Below are 19,739 nucleotides of genomic sequence, written 5' to 3'. Positions count from 1 at the left end.
CGGTCCGGCACCAGCGATTGCCACGCCATCGGACGCTGTCTGAAGATGGAGGCAGGGCCAGCAGCAACTGACCCGCCCCATCCGGCGGGTCGGGTGAAGGGTTGAAGAACGAGAATGGGGAGCACCCGGTGAGCACCACAGCACAGTCCTATCTGGTCGGTCTGATCGGCGACGGCGTCATGCCCTCGCTGACCCCGCCGCTGCATGAACGCGAAGCCGATCAGCACCGGCTGCGCTATCTTTACCGGCCCATTGACCTGACCGAAATCCATCGCCCCGCACAGGACGTGGGGCAGCTGCTGCGCGCCGCCGCGGAGCTGGGCTACAACGCCTTCAACATCACCCACCCCTGCAAGCAGCTGGTGATGGAACACCTGGATGAGATCAGCCCGAACGCGGCCAGCATCGGGGCCGTGAACACCGTGGTGATCCGGGACGGGAAGTTCCACGGGCACAACACCGACGCCTCCGGGTTTGGCTGGGCACTGGCCACCGGGCTGCCGCAGGTGCCGCTGGAGACCGTGCTGCAGCTGGGGGCTGGCGGTGCCGGGGCGGCCGTTGCCTACGCTCTGCTGGATTCCGGGGTGCGCCACCTGATCCTCGTTGACCCGGATGAGCAACGCGCCGGGCAACGTGCGGCCGCGTTGAGCCAGAATTTCCCTAACCGGCAGATCAGCACCGCCACGCCCCAGCAGGCTCCGCAGCTGCTGGCGCAGGTGGACGGGCTGCTGAACGCCAGCCCGATTGGCATGCACCATCATCCGGGCCTGCCGCTGGAACTGACAAACCTCGAACCCCGCCACTGGGTGGCGGACTGCGTCTACCGTCCGGTGGACACCGAACTGATCACCACCGCGCGGGAACGCGGCTGCCGGGTGCTCGATGGCGGCAACATGGCGGTGGGTCAGGCCGTGGACGCGTTCGAGATCATCACCGGAATCCGCCCCGATGCCGTCCGGATGCGTGAACACCTGCTGCAGATGCTGGAGGCCGGACTCTGATGCGCACCTCCATCGCCACCGTCTGCCTCTCCGGCACCCTGGAGGAAAAGATGCTCGCCTGCGCCAAGGCCGGGTTCGACGGCATCGAGATCTTTGAACAGGACCTGACCGTCAGCCCCAAGTCCCCGGAGGAGGTCCGCGCCCTGGCCCAGCGTCTGGGACTGAGCCTGGACTTGTTCCAGCCGTTCCGCGACTTTGAAGGGGTCGACCCGGCCACGCTGGCGGCCAACCTGCGCCGGGCCGAGGAAAAGTTCAAGCTGATGCAGCGCCTGGGCATGGATCTGATCCTGCTGTGCTCCAATGTCGCCACCGCCACCATCAACGATGACGAATTGTTTGCCGACCAGATCCGCCAGTTGGCCGACCTGGCAGAGCGCTACCAGGTGCGCATTGCCTACGAGGCGCTGGCCTGGGGCAAGTACGTGAACACCTACCAGCACTCCTGGCGCATCGCCCAGCTGGTGGACCGGCCAAACGTGGGGATCTGCCTGGACTCCTTCCACATCCTCTCCCGCGGGGATGACCCGGCGGACATTGCCCGGATCCCGGGGGAGAAGATCTTCTTTGTCCAGCTGGCCGATGCCCCGGCCATGAAATTGGATGTGCTCTCCTGGTCCCGCCACTACCGGGTGTTCCCGGGCGAAGGCGGCTTCCAGCTGGATCAGTTCATGGCCCAGCTGGTGCGCTCAGGCTATGACGGGATCGTGTCGTTGGAAATCTTCAATGACGTCTTCCGCCAATCCAATGTCGTGCGCACCGCCGTGGACGGGCTGCGCTCACTGATCTGGCTGCAGGACCGCACCATGGAACTGATGGGCAGCGAAGCCAACGGCTATCCGTTGCAGCTGCGCGCCCTGCCCGAGGCGCAGGCGCCGGAAGGGTTCGACTACGCCGAGATCCGCACCGAGGACCCCGAACTGGTCGCCGGGATGCTGGCCCAACTGGGCTTCAGCTTCCACGGCCAGCACCGGCGCAAGCCGGTCCAGCTGTGGAAGGCCGGCAACGCGCGCATCATCATCAACACCCAGCGCAGCCGCGGGGTCACCGCCCAGGTCTCGGGCTTCGGGATCCAGGTGCCCGACGCACGACCGAGCACCGAGCGCGCCCGAGCACTGCTGGCCCCGGTGGTCCCGCGGCACCACACCAGTGACGAACAGGAGCTGACCGGGTTCCTCGCCCCGGATGACACCGAGGTCTTCTTCTCCAGCCCCCAGGCCACCGCCGCCTGGGAGGCGGAATTCGGGGTTGGCACCCCGGCCACCCCGGCCGGGCCGATCACCGGAATTGACCACGTGAACCTCGCCCAGCCCTGGCAGGCATTCGATGAATCCGTGCTGTTCTACACCAGCACGTTGAACCTGCAGGCCATCGCCGGAACCGAGGTCCCCAGCCCCATGGGGCTGGTGCGTTCCCAGGTGCTGCGCACCCCCGACGCCGCGGTGCGCCTGGCCCTGAACATCGTGCCCCAGGGCCTGGAGGCGACCATCGAGCGCAACCACGAATACCCGGAGCACATCGCGGTGGCCACCACCGACATCATCGCGCTGGCGCGCCGGGCGGTGCAGGCCGGCATGGAGTTCCTGCCCGTGCCGGAAAACTACTATGAGGACCTGGCTTCCCGCTTCGAGCTGTCCGAAGAGCAGCTGCAGACGCTGCGCGAACTGAATCTGCTCTTCGACCGGGACGAGCACGGCGTGTTCCTGCACTTCTACACCGCCACCGTGGGAAATCTGTTCTTCGAAGTCGTGGAACGCCGTGACGGCTACGATGGGTACGGGGCGCCGAACGCCCCGATACGGCTGGCGGCGCAGTTCGAAAGGAACCGCCTCACCGGTCGATAACCAACGACAAAGTGGAAGCGGGGATGCTGCGCGTGGCCGAACAACCAGACTACTACGTGAAGTCGGCCGAGAAGACCCTGGCGGTGCTGCTGGCCTTCTCCGCGCAAAGCGACCCCCTGACGGTGTCCCAGGTGGCCGCGGCCACCGACGTCACCCGGGCCACCGCCCGGCGTTTCCTGCTGACCCTTGTGGATTTGGGCTACCTGGAAAGCGTGGGCAACGCGTTCCGCCAAACCCCCAGGGTGCTGGACATCGGGGCCTCCTATCTCTCCGGGCTGACGCTGCCGCAGGTCGCGGCCCCGCACCTGCAGCGCCTGGCCCGCGAGCTGGAGGAAACCACCTCGCTGTGCGTGCTGGACGGGCAGGACATCCTGTACGTCGAGCGGGTGCTTTCCCCGCGCCTGCACTCGCTGAACACCGCCATCGGCAACCGGATGCCCGCCTGGGTCACCTCCATGGGCCGGGTACTGATGGCAGGGCTGCCGCACGATGAGCGGGAACGGTTCCTTTCGCGGATCGAGTTGACCCATTACACCTCCAAAACCGTGGCGAGCATCGATGAGCTGCGCGAGGAGCTGGAACTGGTGGCGGACCAGGGGTGGTCGATGGTCGCCCAGGAGCTGGACGAGGGGCTGCGCGGCCTGGCGGTTCCGGTGTATCGCGGCCAGCAGCTGCTCGGGGCCCTGAACGTCTCCGTGCAGCCCGGGCGGGTTGGCTCGGATTCCATTACCGAGCAGATGATTCCCCTGATGCTGCAGACCGCCCGGGACATTGCTGATGACTTCGGCGGGCGGATCGCCGCGAACTAGCTGCGCCAACCCTCCTTGGCCAGGAGACGCGCAGACCGCAGAGCGGCGGCCGGGCCGGACAGCGGGCCGTGGACGAGCGGTGCAACGGCAATGCGCCCTGCTCGTCCACGGCTGGGCGGCTAGGCGGAAAGCGCCGCAATCTCCTGTTCAAGCAGGGCCGAAAGGCGCTTCACGCCCTCGGTGATGGTCGGCTCGTCCACCGCGCAAAATGCCAGGCGCAGTTTGTTGCTGGACTCCTCTCCCGGGCTGAAGGCGGCGCCGGGGATGAAGATAACCCCGGACTTCACGCCCTCCTGCAACAGTTGGTAGGTGTCGATGCCCTGCGGCAGGGTCAGCCAGATGAAGAACCCGCCTTCCGGGCGGGTGTAGCTGATACCCTCGGGCAGGTACTGCTCCAGTGCGCTGAGCATGGCATCACGGCGTGCCGCATACAGCTGGCGGTAGTCATCGATCTGGCCCCGCCAGTCGTGTTCCTTCAGGTAGTCGCTGATGATCATCTGATTCAGCGTCGGTGGGCACAGCGCCACCGCCTCCCCGGCCAGGTAGAAGCGCCGGAACAGGTGCGTGGGAACCGCGGCCCAGCCAATGCGCAGGCCGGGGGAGAGGATCTTGGAAAACGAGCCCATGTAGATGACGTTCTGCGGATCCAGGCTGCGCAGCGTGGGGGCGGGCTCGCCCTCGTAACGCAGCATGCCGTACGGGTTGTCCTCCAGCACCAGCACTCCGGCGGCGCGGCAGATGTCAACGACGCGTTGGCGCCGTTCGGCGGCCAGGGTGATCCCCGAGGGATTGTTGAAGTTCGGGATGGTGTACAGGAACTTCACCCGTTCCCCGGCAGCGCGTAGTTCCTCGATGCGACGTTCCAGGGCTTCGGGAACAATTCCGTCCTCGTCGGTCAGCACCGGGGCTGCCTTGACCTGGTAGGCCTCAAAGGTGTTCAGGGCCCCGACATAGGTCGGGTCCTCGCAAAGCACGGTGTCGCCGGGATCGCAGAAGACCTTGCAGGCCATGTCCTGGGCGGACTGGGAACCGTTGGTCACCACCACGTCATCGAAGTCGACGTTGTGGATGCCTTCGGCCGCCATGACCTCCAAAATCTGGCCGCGTAGCTCCTCGGTGCCCAGGCCCGAACCGTATTGCAGGGCCACCGGCCCCTGCTCAACGATGATGCGCCGGGCGATCTCGCCCAGCTTCGCCAGGGGGAGGGACTGCAGGTAGGGGTTGCCTCCGGCAAGGGAAACGAGTGAGGGGTCCAATGACAGCTCGAAAACGTCGCGGACGGCCGACTGTTTGATGCCGGCGGCGCGTTCGGAGAACAGGGTTTCGTGCTGGGCGATGATGGACTCGTTGGCGGGTGAGACCGACATGGTGCTCCTCAACTAGCGTGGCGTGTCGGCGGTGGCGTCCGGGAAGCCCGCGCGAGGAACCCGGTGGGCGGCGACACTGCCGAAGTTTTCCGATGAACTACTTAAGTATTCTGACAGGAAAACGCACGCTTGGCACTAGTTGGCGTCAATTCTGGCTTTTGTCATCCTGCTGACCGGTCGGGGGTTGTTCGCGGCTGGCCAGCCAGGCCTCAATGCTGGCCGGGCGGATCCGGCGGTGCGTCCCCCGATACTCAACGGGTATGATGCCCGAATCGGTCAGCTTGCGAAGATAGCTGTTGGAGATGCCGGCCATCTGCGCGGCCTGCGAGGTATTGAGCAGCAGCTCGGGGGTACCGATGCTGATCGCTTCTCCTTCCGAAAGCCGGCGCAGCGCCTCCAATAGGACCTGTTGTGCGGCGGCTGGCAGCTGCAGGGCCGTTCCGTTGACGAAGACCGTCGTGTCTTGTGCCTCAGCCAGGGCGCGGGCCAGCTTCTTGGCCTGTTTATCTTCTAACGCGTCGAAGGTGCGTACCTTACTTAATGCAGCGGTGGGGGAAGCCATACTTCCATCTTGCCCCAGTTGCCGGTGGGCCGCACTGCTTCACCTGTTGACGGTACGAAAACCGGTATTGCTGCTGGCCGAGTCGGGCGAATTATGACTGCGCGCCGACACGCGGTAGCGGTTGCAGTAGGAATCGTGGCAGAGGTGGGAGCCGCCGCGAAGAACCCTCCCATCTCCGATCGTGGGGCCGGTCGGATCCTTGAGCGGGCTATTGCGATAGTACTTGGGGAGGAACCAATCGCTGCACCATTCCCATGCGTTCCCGGCAACGTCGAAGAGTCCTACGGGGTTGGGCGGATAGCTTTTGACCGGAGAAGTGCCTGTGTAGCCGTCCTCGGCGGAATTGTGCTGGGGGAAGTTCCCCTGCCAGATATTGCACTGATGCCGACCTCCCGGCATCAACTCGTTGCCCCACGCGTAGCGCTGCCCCTTGACCAACCCACGCGCGGCGTATTCCCACTGGGCCTCGGTGGGCAGCGCCCGCCCAGCCCAGCGGCAGTAGGCCATCGCGTCATTCCATGAAACCTGGACGACCGGATGATCCGCGAGGTCCTGCCAGGAAGAGCCGCGGCCGGTGGGATGGCGCCAGTTCGCTCCGCGAACCCCGAGCCACCACGATGTCCCAGTTGCGGATCCGATGACATCGGAGCTCGGTGCGCTGAGATATCCGCGAAAGACTGCTGAGTATCCGAGCCGCTCAGATTCCGTTAGGTAACCGGTGGCTTCAGTAAAACAAGCAAATTGCTCGTTGGTGACCAGGGTGGCGTCCATGGAAAATCCAGAAACCTGAACCCGGTGTAGTGGCAACTCACCGTCGGCTGGATAACCTTCAGCAAAATGGTCGCCCATCTCGAAGCTGCCGGAGGGTAGATGAACCTGAGCTAGCGCATGCAGTCCAGGTGATCGACCGTTTACGAGCACCGAACCGGACGATGAGCCAACGGCTGCGGGTCCTGACGGTGACCCAGTTGCTCTGGGACTCGGGTGGCAACAGCTCATGATCGTGGGGCCGGCTCGGTACGCGGGGTGTCGATTTGCTGGTGCAGCAAATGCTTGACTGAATCGCAGAGCGCGTCGATGAGCCGATCGGTGCGTTCCTCATCCGGGTCCGAAAGATGCTGCAGACTGATACCGTCGATCCCTGCGATCACCATCCGCGAGACGGTATCAAAATCGATATGGGCAGCTTCGCCCATTGCTTCAGCGGCACTGCGGAAGATCGCGCTGGTGGAGGCGATCCATGCGCCATACATGGAACGATTGATCGTCCTTGCCGCGGCAATTTCCTGTTCATCCACGAGTCGGGTTGAACGCAGGAGCAGTTCAAAGGTCGTGACCTGCTCATGCGGGGCGGATAGCATGCGCCGCCAGATACGCCGGATGTGTCGTTCAACTGCGTCATCCAGACTCGTGGGACCGGGCATCGGGTCAAGCTCGCGCGCGTAGTCCCGGCTTAGGTAGTTGTAGACCTCGTTGAGTAGTTCATCCTTGTTCCGGAAACAGTAATGCAGGGCAGCGAGTGGGGCGCCTGCTTCAGCGGCTATTCGACGGGTCGTTGCCGCTGCCATTCCCTCAGCTGCGATGACGCGGGCAGCAGCTTCGATGAACTGACGGCTACGCTCTTCGACCGAAACTCGCGCCATACTTCATTCCTTTCATTGCCCGGCCAGGAAAGATCCACGCCTGATATGACCCTAACCCAAGCACTGTTTCTCGCTGTTCATCAGCCGATGAAGCACTGATTTTTAACATTTTCCAACAAAAGCTGGTCAAGTGACTAAGTCATTTGACATACTACTGGAAGTTGTAAGGCGGATCACATTTCGTTGGCGAGAATGACGAGGGAGGCGACGGCATGGCGGCACAGTTGATCGTGCACGGAGGAGTTGTACCTGAGCTCGGTCTTGACTCTGGGGCAAACGCTACGGAGGTGGCCGGAAGGCCGAGCGCGGTTGCGATGAGCGATGGCCGAATCACCGCCACCGGTGGTGACGAATTGCTGCAGCTGGCCGATGGATCGACGAGGATCATCGATGCACAGGGTGGGGCAATCTTGCCCGGCATCAATGATGGTCACCTGCATTTTGCCGCCAGTGCGATGACCCGATACGCGCACCTTCAGCTCAAGGATGCGCAGTCCTGGCAAGAAGTCGTTGACCGCATTGAGGCAGCTTCCCCCGACCCCGGCGGCTGGGTACGCGCTGCCGGATGGGATGAAGCGGTGCTGGGAACCGATGGCAGCGAGAACCTGGCCACGGCTCGGCCTGATACACCGGTAGTTGCCTTCGATGCCTCCGGCCACCAGGTGATGGTGAACGGTGAAGCGCTTCGTCGCCTGGATCTGGGAGAAAAAGTTCCGGACGTGCCTGGGGGAGTAGTGGGTCGAAACCACGACGGCAGCGTCAATGGCCGATTCGCAGACGCAGCCATGCGCCTGGTCAACGATTCCCTGCCGCCATTTGCCGAAGACCAACTGCGTCAAGCGTTCCTGCGGTTCCAAGACGAACTGCATATGTTGGGCGTCACTTCACTGACGGATCCCGGACTGGGGCCCGGAGGTCGAACTCTCATGGCTGCCAGCTGTGACACGCCATCGTTGCAGATCCTGACGGAGCTCGCACGGGATGGCCTGCTGAGCTTGCGGGTGAATTGCCTGCTGCTCTTTGCTGGCACCGGCGGTGAGTCGGCGCAGTCGGTGCGCGAGGGGCTTGAGAGCGCTCTACCCGCCCTGGCCGAAGATGTTGACCCCTTGCGCCTCCGTATCGCAGGGGTCAAGGTTTTCGCTGACGGCATCCCACGCTCAGGCACAGCTTGGTTCCATGACGAGTATCAGCTCCCCTGCGGCCACGGGCACGGCGCATTAGTGCTTGAGGGAACGAGCGACGAAGATCGCGTCGACCAGTTTCGTGCGATTCTTGCACACATCGACGCCGCAGGTTTGCAGGCCGGTGTCCATGCCACCGGAGACGCGGCCACCGAGGCGTTTATCGAGGCCGTCGAGTCACTACCGGATCCGCGCGGGGCCAAAAACAATCGGCACTACGTCATACATGGAGCATTCGCTGACAACTCCGTTCTGCAACGCATGGCCCGAGCCGGTATCGGTTACAGCACCAATCCCTCGATCCGCTCGGAAGCTGGAGCGCTGATGCAAAGGCTCCTCGGACAGCAACGCTTCGAAGCGCAGCAGCCCCTGGCCACAGCGGCAGAACGGGGAGTCAGTGTTTCATTGGCTTCCGACTCACCGGTGACCAGCCCCGACTGGCGCCAGAGCGTTATTGCCGCAGTTACCCGCAACACCAGCGCGGGACCGGGAGACGGGGAGCCGGAACGGCTCACCCAGGCCCAAGCCTTGGCGATGATGACCCAAACTCCAGCCTGGCAAGACCACGCTGAGCAGGACAAGGGCTGGATCCGTGAGGGATATCTAGCCGACCTGTGCATTTTGCGCGACCCGCTCAGTGCCCGGGTGGAAGAGCTGCTGAATAACCCCACCAGCTACACCATCGTGGGCGGGAACGTCGTCTACGAACGGGGCTGAAGGCCGGGAACCCCGGTCGTATCAGGCAACTGCTAGCACCGCCCACCGGGACCTCGCAAAAGATTGCCAGCGTCACGGTTCAGGCGCAGAGCCGCTTGTGGGTCCGAACCATTTTCCCGATCAGGGGCGCGAGCCCAACTGCGCACCATTTACACCACTGATTTCTCACCCGATAGGTACCTCCATGAAAACGAAAACACTTGCAGCTGTTGTTACCTCACTGGCCTTGGGGGCCAGCCTCACCGCATGTTCCTCTCAGGATCAGGCGGCAGCCGAGCCGAACGCGGACGGGAACATTACGCTGAACGTCGGCACCATCGGCATTGCCTCCGACGCTGCGATCAACACCGCCATTGAGAAGGGCTACTTTGCCGACGAGGGCCTCGAAGTGAAGACCACCGTCGTCGCAAACCCGCCAGCGGGCATCGCCGCAGCCCAATCCGGTCAGCTGGACCTGGCATATACCCCTTCCATCCCGCTGATCAACGCAATGTCCCAATCCGTGGATCTCAAGGTGGTCGGTCCCGCTGACGGTTACGACGCCGCAGCCCTGAAGGATGAGACACCGGCCAAGGTCGATGACACGGGCCTCTTCGTGCGCCCCAACAGCGGGATCAGCCGAGCCAAGGATCTGGAAGGCAGGAAGGTGGCAGTGCCAGCTCGAAAGGCCCAGCTGGAAGTCACCATCGCCAACATGGTGAGCAAGGACGGTGGAGATCCTTCAAAGATCAACTGGATGGTGCTCGACCCCGCCAGCTCGCTGCAGTCGTTGCAGCAATCACGGGTAGATGCCGCCGGCCTCGTTGCCCCGTTCTCTACAAATGCCGGGGCCGAGGGTATGGATCTGCTCGGGAGCCCAGGACTGGAATTCTTCGGGCCCGGCGCCGTGGGCCTATGGGTTGCCGGCGGCGAAAAGGTGGAGCAGAACCCCGAAGCCATGGCCGGTTTCCAACGTGCCATCGTGAAGGCCAACGCCTATGCCAACGAACACCAGGAGGAAATGGAGAAGAAGGCCGCCAAGATCACCGGGATTGATGAGCAAACCATCAGCACCGGGGCGGATAACTACTGGCCATCCGAAGTTGCCCTTGATGACCTGACCCACGTGGATGAACAGCTGGTGCAGCTCGGTTACCTTCCGAAGGGAGTGAATCTTGATGACTCCGTCATCTTCAGTGCAAACTAGCCCGCGGATGAGCGGCCGGAGGGCAACCCCCGCGCGCCGGACTACCGCAAGGGCAGCAAATACCCTGGAAACTCCGGCAACGAAAGCTGCACTTGGCGCGCTGGGAGCACTGCTGCTCCTCGGGTTCTGGCAGGCAACAGCCGCCGCGGGAATCTTCGGTACGGGACTACCCACCGTCAGCGCGACGTTGGGGGAACTGACCCAACTGCTTGCCAGCTCCGAATTCTGGAGCGAAACGGCCATCACGATCTGGCTCGCCCTGCTCGGACTTGTACTTTCGATAGTCGCCGGAGTCATCCTGGGGCTGCTTATCGGCTCCCTGAGCACGGTGCGCTACGCGACCCTGGCAGTCGTAGAATTTCTCAAACCGATCCCGCCGATCGTCGTCTTGCCACTTTGCGTCATGATCTGGGGACCGACCAGCCAGATGGCGTTGGTACTGGTGCTCATCGGAACGGTCCTGTCCACCACAATCCAGGTCATCGCGGGCGTCAACGACACCGACCCGGTCGCAACCAACACTGCACGATCCTTCGGCATGAGGCCCGCCGAACGCCTGTGGCGCATCACGTTGCCCTCGGCGTCCCCTTATATCGGCACCTCCGTTCGCATCGGCGCCCCCTCGGCGCTCATTATCGTTGTGGTCGCCGGGCTCCTTGGCGGTGCTCCAGGATTGGGCAGTAGCATTTATGGCGCCCAGGCGGCAGGGGACTTTCCTCGGGTGTACGCACTGGTGTTGGTGCTGGGTGTGCTCGGGTTGCTTGCCCAGAATGGGGCCGTCTTGATTGAACGCAAGGTTCTGCACTGGCATCCGGCCTTCAGGGAGGAAGCAAAGTGAAACGGCATCTTCTCAACCTCACGTTGGCGGTACTGACTCCGATTGTTTTGATCGCTGCCTGGTTCGGAGCTTCCAACTCATCGACCAATGCCTTCTTCCCACCCCTGCGGCAAATTCTTTCCCGCTTCGCCGATCTATGGTTATTCGAGCACTTTGTCAGTGACATTCTGCCGAGTATGAAAAATCTCGTTCTGGGGTTCCTTATCGCGGTAGTGCTCGGTGTATTGATCGGGTTCGTCCTGGCTACGGTCCCGTTGTTGCGGGCCATGTTCGAACCCAGCCTGCACCTGTTGCGCGGGATTCCGCCGGTGGCGCTGGTGCCGATTCTAATCACCTTGGTCGGTTTTGGTGACGAGATGCGTATTGCTTCCATCGTGATCGCCGCGGTCTTTCCCACCATGATCGCCACCATGGATGGCATCAAAGCGGTGGATTCTTCCTTGAAGGATGTGTGCACCGTGTACCAGCTGTCCCGCCGCGACCGGCTCATGTCCGTGTATCTTCCCTCCGCCGGACCGCAGATTGCAGCGGGCATGCAGGTCAGTTTGTTGGTGGCGTTCATCGTCATGATCGCCTCGGAGATGATGGGCACTGCACAGGGGATCGGTGCCATGACGCTGTTGGCCCAACAGACCTTCATGGCTGCGGACATGTGGGCCGGGATTCTCTTGCTGGGTTTCATCGGCTTCGCCAGCAACATGGTCTTTGACATCTTCAAGAACCGGGCCTTGTCCTGGTACATCGGATCCAAGAAACTGGAGAAAGTACAGTGAACTCCACGATTGACAACCCGACTCAGCACACCGAGCCCACGACACGGGTGCCGCGACTGCAAGTCGAGGCACTAGCCAAAACCTACGGCACGGGTCCAAAATCGGTCGAGGTCATCGAAAACCTGTCGTTCAGCGTCAACGCCGGGGAAATGGTGTGCATCGTTGGCCCTTCCGGGGTTGGCAAAACGACGTTGCTGAAGTGCCTTGCCGGGCTGCATTCCTGCAGCGGCGGCAGCATGAAGATTGACGGCAAGGTGGTCAGTGGCCCGCCAGCGGAAATGGCGTTGGTGTTCCAGGACTACTCGCGCTCGCTGATGCCGTGGCTGACGGTCGAGAAAAACTTGCGCCTACCCCTTCGGCACCTGCGCCTTCCCGCGACGGAGGTCAGCGCCCGAGTGGAAGCGGCCCTCGCCGAAGTCGGTTTGAGCCACGCCGCAAAACGCTATCCCTGGCAGCTCTCGGGCGGCATGCAGCAGCGTGTGGCGATCGCCCGGGCCTTGGCCTACCGCCCCGAGATCCTCATCATGGACGAACCCTTCGCCTCCGTTGATGCACAAACCCGTTTTGAGCTGGAGGACCTCTGCCTCAAGATTCGTGATGAATTGGGGATGACGATCTTGCTGGTAACGCACGACATCGATGAAGCGGTCTACCTCTCCGACCGAATTGTCGCGATCGGGCATAAGCCCGCCACCGTCTTGGAAGTCATGGATGTGGACCTTCCGCGGTCCCGTAACCAGATCACCACCCGCGCCTTGCCCGAATTCTCTGAGCAGCGCACCAAGGTGCTCTCCCTGATCCGGGAGGCCCAGGTATGAGCCCAAAGAGCAAGTCCCCCAACATTCTGGTGTTTATTGCGGACCAGCTGCGGGCGGATCACCTGGGAGCCTACGGCAACGCCGAGGTGCGCACACCGAACTTGGACCGGTTGGCGGCGTCTTCCACCGTTTACGACTCCGCGCATGTCGCGAACCCCACCTGCATGCCGAACCGGGCCAGCCTGCTCACGGGCCGCTGGCCTAGCGGGCATGGCACACAGTACAACGGGATTCCAGTGAATCCTGATGCCTCCACCTTCGTGCGCCAGCTTTCCCGCTGCGGCTACCGCACGAGCGCTGTGGGAAAACTCCATCACCAAAACATGGGATGGGACTTCGAACCGGAACAGCGGCAGCAAATCCTGGAAAGCGCACCGGGACTTCTCGATCCCGAACTGCCCGATGCCGTCGTCGCACGGCGTGAACCCGGTTGGGACCAATGGGAGAACCGTGCACGACATGAAGCCGGATACGTCGCGATGCCCGATGACTATTACGGCTACCAGGACGTAGACCTGGTCATCGGTCACGGAGACGCCCCCGGCGGGCATTGGCTGCATTGGGCTCGTGGAAAGGGAGTCGAGCCACGGGAACTGGGGGGCCCGGCAGCGGGGTCCAATGTTCTGGCCAGCTGGGAACAGGTCTATACCTCCGCGATTCCCGCCGAGGTGCATCCCACCAGCTACATTGGCGAGAAGGCGGTGGAACGCGTGCGGGCCGCCGCACGCGACGACGAACCGTTCTTCATGTTCGTTTCGTTCCCGGACCCACACCACCCATTCGCGCCGCCACGTGAGTACGCGCGCCGGTACGACCCGAAGAACTTGACACTCCCGGTGGGGTTCGACCAGGATCATGCCCGGTCCCCCGAACACATTCGTCGCATGCATCAACAACGCGGAACGCCGAACAGCGATCCGACCATGACTTTCGCCGTGACCGAAGACCAGTATCGGGCCGCCGCGGCCGCACAGTATGGGCTGATTGAGTTCATGGATGAGCAGATCGGCAAGGTGCTGGAGACACTGCAGGAGACCGGTCAGGCGGAGGACACCATTGTTGTGTTTACCGCGGACCACGGGGACCTCTTTGGGGACCATGGCTTGATGCTCAAGCACTTCTCCCACTATCGGGCGGTGACGCGTGTTCCCCTAATCATCCGCGTTCCCGGGCAAGACGATCAACGCCGGAGCAGCGAACTGGTTTCCAGTGCTGACTTCGCACCGACCATGCTCGACTTGGCTGGCGTGCCGGCATTTCGCGGTATCCAGGGCCGCAGCCTGGTCGACGGTCACGGGAACCTTGCGCTGGGAACCGGAGCAGAAGCACTGCTCATCGAGGAGGACCAGCCGTTCTCCCTCGACGGACTTCCCGCCCCGGTGCGCATGCGAACTGTAATCACGAGCGAGGGCCGTCTGACCCGGTACATGGGAACGCCAATCAGCGAACTCTACGACCATCGATCGGACCCTGATGAACTGCAGAACCTCGCCGGCACCGTGGAGGGGACTCAACTGGCCCATCGCCTGCAGACCGCCTTGAGCGAACAATTGGTCAACCTGGCAACAGCACGGTCGCGTCCCACAGCAGCCGCCTAATGGAGCGAAAACGAGGTAGGACGGCTGGGGAATTTATGACGCATATGCGACGAGCGGGAGTTGTCACGCGATGAACGGTTCCCGTATGGTGGAAACCAAGGTCTAAAGAAAGTACTGACCAACCATCATTGCGGCACGCAATGACGTGACGAGATGCCTTACCTGGCAACGGCGTTGTTGTTTCGTGCGTTTGTGACGTGAAGTTCGAGCCTGATGCGTGCTCGCTTTACCTGAACGTGGCCGGATGCTTGGTTTTGCGCGTTCCTGCGCTATGCCACAAGTTTCGTGGGCAATGCGTTATGCCGTTTTCAGCACTTTCTGAAGGAAGAAGAAGTCCAATGTCTGTTGACTCCACCCAAGACCTGTCCAAGATCACCGACGCCGAAGTTTTCGAAGCCCATGAGGGTGGCAAGCTGAGCGTCATCTCCCAGATGCCCCTGCGCAGCAAGCGCGATCTGTCGATCGCCTACACCCCGGGCGTGGCCAAGGTTTCCCAGGCCATCGCGGACGACCCGGCCAAGCATGATTCACACACCTGGGCCTCCCGCCTGGTGGCCGTGGTTTCCGACGGCACTGCGGTCCTGGGCCTGGGGAACATCGGGGCCGCCGCGTCACTGCCGGTCATGGAGGGCAAATGCGCGCTGTTCAAGGAATTTGCCGGACTGAACTCGATTCCACTGGTTCTTGAAACCACCGACGTGGACGAAATTGTGGACACCATCATCCGTCTTCGTCCCAGCTTTGGTGCCGTGAACCTGGAGGACATTTCCGCTCCCCGCTGCTTTGAAATCGAACGCCGGTTGATTGAAGCCCTGGACATCCCGGTGATGCACGATGACCAGCATGGTACCGCAGTGGTGGTGCTGGCGGCCCTGATCGGCGCGGCCCGCTACACCCAGCGCGACCTCTCCGCGCTGAAGGTCGTCATCTCCGGTGCCGGCTCGGCCGGCGTGGCGGTAACGAAGCTGCTGCTGCAGGCCGGTGTGGGGGACGTGATCGTCCTGGATTCACGCGGCACCATCCACCGTGAGCGGGATGACCTGAATGCAACCAAGGCGGAGCTGGCGGCCATCACCAACCATGAGGACGTGATGGGCGGATTGGCCGAGGCACTGGATGGCGCCGATGTGGTCGTCGGGCTGTCCTCGTCGAAGTTCGATGAGGAAGCCGTGGCGCGAATGAACAAGGACGCGATCATCTTTGCACTGTCCAACCCCAACCCGGAGATCATGCCGCAGGACGCCAAAAAGTATGCGGCGGTGGTCGCTACCGGGCGCAGCGACTTCCCGAACCAAATCAACAACGTGCTGGCGTTCCCGGGCATCTTCCGCGGTGCACTGGATTCCGGGGCTGCGAAGATCACCGAACAGATGAAGGTGGCCGCCGCACATGCGATCGCCGACCTGGTCGGCGAGGATCTGGCAGCCGACTACATCATCCCCTCCGCCCTGGACGAGCGGGTCATGCCCGCGGTAGCCAAGGCAGTTGGCGCGGCGGCCGAATCCGCCCAGTAGGCAGCATGCTATAGGGCCGGGCCACGGCCGCACGAAGGACGCACCCACGATCCAACGGATCACCGTGGGTGCGTCCTTCGTTTTAAGCGCGCTTTCTTATCCACAGATTTGCCGGGCACCGTTTGCCGAGGCATATCGGCACGACACTGGAATCTATCCGCGACGACCGCCGTGGAACCGCCCAACGGCTGCGCGCCGATTGAGGAAGTGATTTCAGATGTGCACGATTTGCGCCCCTGATTCGCCCCAGGCTCAACTGAACCGGGACATCAGCCAGGACATCAAGAACGACGGATGCAGCGTGATGCTGTACCAAAACCCGGACGAGACAACGCGTTTCGGGCACACCATCGGTCTCAGCGCCAAGGGGCACCCGGAGCTGATGATCTGGGAGGAAGACACCACGTTCGTGGTGAAGATGCTGCGCAACCTGGCGCACGGCATCGTCCACCATGGCCAACGCTTCGAACGTGATGACATCACCTACTGGTTCGGGTTCGCGTTGACTTTCGAGGAGATCGTCAACGTTGAGGAAATCGCCCCGATCGCCATGTGCCGCTACGGCGAAGGGACCAGGGTGCTCATGGTTGTCCCCGCCGAGGAGCAGGACGGGGGTTACCTCGAACTGGAGGACGAGGATGAACCCTACGACCGGCGCGGTCGGTGAACCCGGTCAAGCCGGTGGGGTGTTGCCCGGCTGGAGGCAGCGGTCCCCACGAAGGAAGTTATCCACAAATCCGCGATCAAGCCCAAGAACACCCTTGCCCGGGTCAACACTGGGAAAGCCGGAGAAGCAAACACCATCCAAGGAGTGAGGACCATGTGCATGATGTGCGATGGCATGTCCGCCGCCGAAGTTGAAGCACACATCAACGGGCAGATCGCCCAGAACGGCTACGCCGTCTACTGCATCCAGGACCCGAACCCCAAACGCGTGTTCGGGTACACCGTGGGTCTGACCCGCCTGGGGCAGCCGGAATTCCTGGTGCGGGGCATCAGCGAAGAAGACACATTGATCATGCTCAATGGGCTGGCACGCCAGGTGCTGCGCGGCGAATACTACGACCACGGCCACACCGCGGATTGGAAGGACGGGCGGCTGATGTACTTCGCCCTGAAGACCGGTGCGGGCAAGTACACCCTGGGAGTGCACCGGCGCTATGGGCTGGTGGCAAGGGTCCTGGAGGTGCACCTGATGAAGCACGGCGGCCCCGTCCGGAAAGCACCGAACGAGGCCGCCTGAGCAACGGTTGCCCTGAACCGCCAGGGGAGGCGGGGAGATTAGCCGCGGTACAGTGCCGCGGCCTGGTTCTCCTCCTCGACCTTGGCGGCATGCGCCTGGCGCAGGGCCTGATGCTGCGGGTTCTTGCGCAGCTTCAGGTAGCACACCCCAAGAATGGCGAACCAGACCGGGGTGGCCAGCAGGGCCTGGAGCGTGTCGGGCTGGGTGGTCAAGGTCCACAGGATGAACACGAAGAACGCCAGCACCACATAGGGCATCAGCATGCCAAAGGGCATCTTGAACTTGCTCTGATCATGCAGGTGCGGGCGGCGCTTGCGGTACACCAGGTAGCTGAGCAGGATCATCGTCCACACGAACATGAAGCACAGTGCGGAGATTGTGGTGACCAGGGTGAAGGCCTCGGCCACCGAGCCCTCGGTGTAGAGCAGCACGACGCCGGCCAGCAGGAACATGCAGGAGAACAGCAGGGCGTTGCGCGGCACCTGGTTCTTGGTCAGCTTGCCAAAGCGCTTGGGCGCATCCCCGTCCACCGCCAGCGAGTAGATCATGCGCGAGGTCGAGTAGATCCCGGAGTTGGCGCTGGAGGTTGCCGAGGTGAGCACGACGAAATTCACCACGCCGGCGGCACCGACCAGTCCGGCCAGCGCGAACATGCCCACGAACGGGGATTCCTCGGGGGAGAACTTGACCCAGGGAGTGACCGACATCAGGATGACCAGCGAGCCGACGTAGAACAGGATAATGCGCAGCGGGATCGAGTTCACCGCGCGCGGCAGGGTCTTTTCCGGGTCCTTGGTTTCCGCTGCAGTGGTGCCCACCAGTTCAATGCCCACAAAGGCGAACACGGCAATCTGGAATCCGGCGATGAAGCCCATCATGCCGGTGGGGAACAGTCCTCCGTAGTTCCACAGGTTGGAGAACGAGGCGCGGGTTCCGTCGGCCTCGAAACCGAGCACGATCATGGCCAGCCCGGTGACGATCAGCGCCAGGATCGCCACGATCTTGATCAGCGCAAACCAGAACTCGGTTTCACCGAAGTTCTTCACGCTGGGAAGGTTCAGGGCAACCAGCAGCACGATGCACGTCAGTGCCGGAATCCACAGGGGCAGGTCGCCCCACCAGAAGGCCACATAGTGGGCGATCGCCACCACGTCGGCGATCCCGGTGACCACCCAGCAGAACCAGTAGGTCCACCCGGTAAAGAAGCCGGCCCACGGACCGAGCAGGTCACCGGCGAACTCGGAGAAGGTCTTGTACTCCAGGTTGCTCAGCAGGATCTCGCCCATGGCCCGCATGACGAAGAAGAGCATGAACCCGATGATCATGTACACGAAGATCACCGAGGGGCCGGCGACGGCGATGGTCTTGCCCGAACCCATGAACAGGCCGGTGCCGATGGCCCCGCCGATGGCGATTAGCTGGATGTGCCGGTTGGACAGCGCCCGTTCGAGCTTTTGATTGTCCTGCGACTGTGTCTGCTGCGTGATTTCGCCAGCCACGGTCGTCTCCTTCCTCGGCCCCGCCCCGGTGCTCACGGTGCTAAGGCAAAATTATGCGTCCCTGAAGCCGATGGTCGTTCCCTTAAACCACCGAACCCGGGAAAACACGTTACTCTCTAACTGGAGAAAACCGTAATTGGCGTCACATGCCCTAGTGAGCGGCCGCAACACCGCAGGCAGTTCTGGGTGCCGGTGATGCGTAGTGAGTAGGGTAGTGGTATGGCATTCCGTAATCGTCGAGCAGCAGCTCTCCCCGCAAAACTTTCCCGTTCCTGGTTGTTGGTCAACGCCGCGAAGCCAGAGGAATTCGGGCCGGCCCTGGCCTGCGAGGCGGACTCGGTCATCTTCGATATGGAAGCCGCCGTACCCGACGACAAGAAGGGCGAGGCCCGCGACGCGGTGGTCAACGCCCTGTCCACGGGAATGACCGCCTGGGTGCGCGTGAACGGCATTGACACCGAGTTCTGGGCCGATGACCTGGCAGCCCTCTCCGAGGCGCCGGGACTGCGTGGCATCATGCTGGCCATGACCGAGAAGCCTGAGCAGGTCACGCTCAGCGCCATGCGCCTGCGTGCCGGTACCCCGGTGCTGGCGCTGATCGAATCGGCGCTGGGCATCGAAAACGCCACCGCGATCGCCTCGGCCCCCGGCACCTTCCGTCTGGCCTTTGGCGTGAACGACTTCCGCAAGGACACCGGTGTCTCGGATTCTCCGTTGGCGTTGGCCTACGCCCGCGGCAAGCTGGTCGTCGCCTCCCGCGTGGGCAAGCTGCCCGGCGCGATCGACGGCCCACCCCCGGCCGGGGCCGACGCCGGGGTGGTCAGCGAGGAAACCCAGGTGACCGCGTCGATGGGCATGACCGGCAAGCTCTCGCTCTCCCGGGACCACGTGGATGGCATCAACGCCGCCCTGGCCCCGAGTGCCGATGAGCTGTCCTGGGCCATGGAGCTGCTGGAGGCGCACGCCGCCGGTGCCGCAGTGGGCGACGGGTCCTACCTGCCGCGTCTGGCCCGTGCGCAGAAGATCGCCGACCTGGCCGACTCCTACGGCCTGTGGAACGCCTAGCCGCCTAGCTGCTCGCGGCGCCCGGCCGGCTTGGGCGCAACAGCCGTTGAATACCTGAACAAAGTACAAGAGCCAGTCCCTGAA

The 19,739-nt window shown here is 62.8% G+C and carries 18 protein-coding genes; 13 read left to right on the top strand and 5 right to left on the bottom strand.

Annotated features, from left to right (window positions below):
• The first annotated feature begins 128 nt into the window (after positions 1-128).
• The 3 genes from AC6I21_RS13445 to AC6I21_RS13435 are packed head-to-tail and all read left to right on the top strand — an operon-like array spanning position 129 to position 3,651.
• Positions 129-1,001, top strand: coding sequence for a shikimate dehydrogenase (locus AC6I21_RS13445; protein ID WP_138926813.1), 873 nt, complete (start codon positions 129-131; stop codon positions 999-1,001).
• Complete coding sequence (locus AC6I21_RS13440; protein ID WP_497762593.1) at positions 1,001-2,842, top strand: bifunctional sugar phosphate isomerase/epimerase/4-hydroxyphenylpyruvate dioxygenase family protein; 1,842 nt, start codon at positions 1,001-1,003, stop codon at positions 2,840-2,842. Before AC6I21_RS13445 ends, AC6I21_RS13440 begins: the two co-directional genes overlap by 1 nt.
• Before the next feature lie 23 nt (positions 2,843-2,865).
• Positions 2,866-3,651 carry an IclR family transcriptional regulator domain-containing protein gene (locus AC6I21_RS13435; protein ID WP_342773560.1) on the top strand — a complete coding sequence of 262 codons (786 nt, stop codon included), beginning with the start codon at positions 2,866-2,868 and terminating at the stop codon, positions 3,649-3,651.
• A gap of 119 nt (positions 3,652-3,770) precedes the next feature.
• Here the strand turns inward: AC6I21_RS13435 and AC6I21_RS13430 are convergent, their stop codons facing one another.
• From AC6I21_RS13430 to AC6I21_RS13415, 4 genes are all read right to left on the bottom strand, one after another.
• A complete protein-coding gene (locus tag AC6I21_RS13430; RefSeq protein WP_497762592.1) occupies positions 3,771-5,018 on the bottom strand; it encodes an aminotransferase-like domain-containing protein in 1,248 nt (415 codons plus the stop codon).
• 145 nt (positions 5,019-5,163) lie between these two features.
• Complete coding sequence (locus AC6I21_RS13425) at positions 5,164-5,580, bottom strand: helix-turn-helix domain-containing protein (protein WP_497762591.1); 417 nt, start codon at positions 5,578-5,580, stop codon at positions 5,164-5,166.
• Positions 5,581-5,619: 39 nt separating this feature from the next.
• Positions 5,620-6,579 carry a formylglycine-generating enzyme family protein gene (locus tag AC6I21_RS13420; RefSeq protein ID WP_497762590.1) on the bottom strand — a complete coding sequence of 320 codons (960 nt, stop codon included), beginning with the start codon at positions 6,577-6,579 and terminating at the stop codon, positions 5,620-5,622.
• Positions 6,576-7,223, bottom strand: coding sequence for a TetR/AcrR family transcriptional regulator (locus tag AC6I21_RS13415; RefSeq protein WP_497762589.1), 648 nt, complete (start codon positions 7,221-7,223; stop codon positions 6,576-6,578). Before AC6I21_RS13415 ends, AC6I21_RS13420 begins: the two co-directional genes overlap by 4 nt.
• Before the next feature lie 314 nt (positions 7,224-7,537).
• Between AC6I21_RS13415 and AC6I21_RS13410 the strand changes: the two genes are divergently transcribed.
• The 9 genes from AC6I21_RS13410 to AC6I21_RS13370 all read left to right on the top strand — a co-directional run bounded on the left by AC6I21_RS13410 (position 7,538) and on the right by AC6I21_RS13370 (position 17,091).
• Positions 7,538-9,121: an amidohydrolase gene (locus tag AC6I21_RS13410; RefSeq protein ID WP_497762588.1), complete on the top strand. Its 1,584-nt coding sequence runs from the start codon at positions 7,538-7,540 to the stop codon at positions 9,119-9,121.
• Between the two features lie 97 nt (positions 9,122-9,218).
• Positions 9,219-10,307: an ABC transporter substrate-binding protein gene (locus AC6I21_RS13405; RefSeq protein WP_497762587.1), complete on the top strand. Its 1,089-nt coding sequence runs from the start codon at positions 9,219-9,221 to the stop codon at positions 10,305-10,307.
• On the top strand, positions 10,279-11,145 hold the full coding sequence (locus AC6I21_RS13400) for an ABC transporter permease (RefSeq protein ID WP_360027453.1): 867 nt from the start codon (positions 10,279-10,281) through the stop codon (positions 11,143-11,145). The genes AC6I21_RS13405 and AC6I21_RS13400 overlap by 29 nt, the downstream gene beginning before the upstream one ends.
• Positions 11,142-11,918: an ABC transporter permease gene (locus AC6I21_RS13395; RefSeq protein ID WP_054820594.1), complete on the top strand. Its 777-nt coding sequence runs from the start codon at positions 11,142-11,144 to the stop codon at positions 11,916-11,918. Before AC6I21_RS13400 ends, AC6I21_RS13395 begins: the two co-directional genes overlap by 4 nt.
• Positions 11,915-12,736 carry an ABC transporter ATP-binding protein gene (locus AC6I21_RS13390; protein WP_054820595.1) on the top strand — a complete coding sequence of 274 codons (822 nt, stop codon included), beginning with the start codon at positions 11,915-11,917 and terminating at the stop codon, positions 12,734-12,736. Before AC6I21_RS13395 ends, AC6I21_RS13390 begins: the two co-directional genes overlap by 4 nt.
• Complete coding sequence (locus AC6I21_RS13385; protein WP_497762586.1) at positions 12,733-14,334, top strand: sulfatase family protein; 1,602 nt, start codon at positions 12,733-12,735, stop codon at positions 14,332-14,334. The genes AC6I21_RS13390 and AC6I21_RS13385 overlap by 4 nt, the downstream gene beginning before the upstream one ends.
• A gap of 338 nt (positions 14,335-14,672) precedes the next feature.
• Positions 14,673-15,848, top strand: coding sequence for an NAD(P)-dependent malic enzyme (locus AC6I21_RS13380; protein WP_138926804.1), 1,176 nt, complete (start codon positions 14,673-14,675; stop codon positions 15,846-15,848).
• A gap of 217 nt (positions 15,849-16,065) precedes the next feature.
• Positions 16,066-16,515, top strand: a complete 450-nt coding sequence (locus AC6I21_RS13375) for a DUF4262 domain-containing protein (protein ID WP_138926803.1) — start codon at positions 16,066-16,068, stop codon at positions 16,513-16,515.
• Positions 16,516-16,668: 153 nt separating this feature from the next.
• Positions 16,669-17,091 carry a DUF4262 domain-containing protein gene (locus AC6I21_RS13370; protein WP_138926802.1) on the top strand — a complete coding sequence of 141 codons (423 nt, stop codon included), beginning with the start codon at positions 16,669-16,671 and terminating at the stop codon, positions 17,089-17,091.
• A gap of 38 nt (positions 17,092-17,129) precedes the next feature.
• Here AC6I21_RS13370 and cycA read toward each other — a convergent pair whose 3' ends face one another.
• Positions 17,130-18,590, bottom strand: coding sequence for a D-serine/D-alanine/glycine transporter (gene cycA, locus AC6I21_RS13365; protein WP_175419423.1), 1,461 nt, complete (start codon positions 18,588-18,590; stop codon positions 17,130-17,132).
• Between the two features lie 219 nt (positions 18,591-18,809).
• Here cycA and AC6I21_RS13360 point away from each other — a divergent pair, with 219 nt between their 5' ends.
• Positions 18,810-19,655, top strand: coding sequence for an HpcH/HpaI aldolase/citrate lyase family protein (locus AC6I21_RS13360; protein WP_138175807.1), 846 nt, complete (start codon positions 18,810-18,812; stop codon positions 19,653-19,655).
• Positions 19,656-19,739 lie beyond the last annotated feature (84 nt).

The sequence above is a fragment of the Glutamicibacter sp. St.4D3 genome (genome assembly GCF_059728615.1).
Note: the sequence above shows the minus strand (reverse complement) of the source record. Positions and strands in the feature narration are given on the sequence as shown.